The sequence below is a fragment of the Photorhabdus hindustanensis genome (assembly GCF_002968995.1).
Classification (GTDB): domain Bacteria; phylum Pseudomonadota; class Gammaproteobacteria; order Enterobacterales; family Enterobacteriaceae; genus Photorhabdus; species Photorhabdus akhurstii.
In genome coordinates, this window is record NZ_PUWT01000186.1 from 1 (window position 1) to 1,524 (window position 1,524).

The 1,524-nt window shown below is 51.5% G+C and carries 1 rRNA gene; it reads left to right on the forward strand.

Annotation, left to right across the window (positions count from 1 at the left end):
* Positions 1–1,524, forward strand: a 23S ribosomal RNA gene (locus C6H66_RS25190); the annotation flags it as partial.

Genomic DNA, 1,524 nt, shown 5'->3' on the forward strand with positions numbered 1-1,524 from the left:
CCATCCCGGCYTACCAACCCGATGCAAACTGCGAATACCGAAGAATGGTATCACGGGAGACACACGGCGGGTGCTAACGTCCGTCGTGAAGAGGGAAACAACCCAGACCGCCAGCTAAGGTCCCGAAGTCATGGTTAAGTGGGAAACGATGTGGGAAGGCCCAGACAGCCAGGATGTTGGCTTAGAAGCAGCCATCATTGAAAGAAAGCGTAATAGCTCACTGGTCGAGTCGGCCTGCGCGGAAGATGTAACGGGGCTAAACCATGCACCGAAGCTGCGGCATTCAGAGGACAGATTTCAGACGACAGAGGACGGATTAATGTCATATGGATTCGAGCAATTGGAAGTGTTTAAGAAAGCTTACCGAATTTCATTAGAGATTCATCAGGCGAGTTTGGCATTTCCTCGGTACGAACAATATGGATTAGCAGACCAAGTAAGGCGGGCAAGTAAGGGCATTTGTGCCAATCTTGCCGAGGGCTTTGGTAAGCAACATTATTCCAAACCTGAGTTTAGACGTTTCATTAGTATAGCCTTAGGGAGTGCTGATGAGATGCGTGTCTGGTTAAGATACTGTCTGGATTTAGGTTATATTACTGCGGTTCAGTGGCAGGAATGGCGTGACAGCTATGAAGAGATAGCGAAAATGCTGACCGGACTGGGACGTCATCTGTAAGCTGTATTCTGACGTCTGTTCTCTGGATGGGTAGGGGAGCGTTCTGTAAGCCGTTGAAGGTGGCGCTGTGAGGCCCGCTGGAGGTATCAGAAGTGCGAATGCTGACATAAGTAACGATAAAGCGGGTGAAAAACCCGCTCGCCGGAAGACCAAGGGTTCCTGTCCAACGTTAATCGGGGCAGGGTGAGTCGACCCCTAAGGCGAGGCCGAACGGCGTAGCTGATGGGAAACAGGTTAATATTCCTGTACTGAATGTGACTGCGAAGGGGGGACGGAGAAGGCTAGGCCATCCGGGCGACGGTCGTCCCGGTTTAAGCGTGTAGATGGGAGGAGCAGGCAAATCCGCTCTTCTTTAACACTGAGGCGTGATGACGAGCTGCTACGGCAGTGAAGTGGTTGATGCCCGGCTTCCAGGAAAAGCCTCTAAGCGTCAGGTCATATTGAATCGTACCCCAAACCGACACAGGTGGTCAGGTAGAGCATACTCAGGCGCTTGAGAGAACTCGGGTGAAGGAACTAGGCAAAATGGTGCCGTAACTTCGGGAGAAGGCACGCTGGCAGTAGGTGAAGGAGTTTGCCTCCGGAGCCGAAGCCAGTCGCAGAGACCAGCTGGCTGCAACTGTTTATTAAAAACACAGCACTGTGCAAACACGTAAGTGGACGTATACGGTGTGACGCCTGCCCGGTGCTGGAAGGTTAATTGATGGGTATCCAATGTACTATCAATGGCCTGTAAGCTTTCTTTCCATTGCATGGGATCTTCGCTGGCAAGCGCTACCGCTACTTGAGTTTTTAATACCGTTAATGGTGTTCTGAGTTGATGAGAAGCATCCGCGCTGAACCTCTCC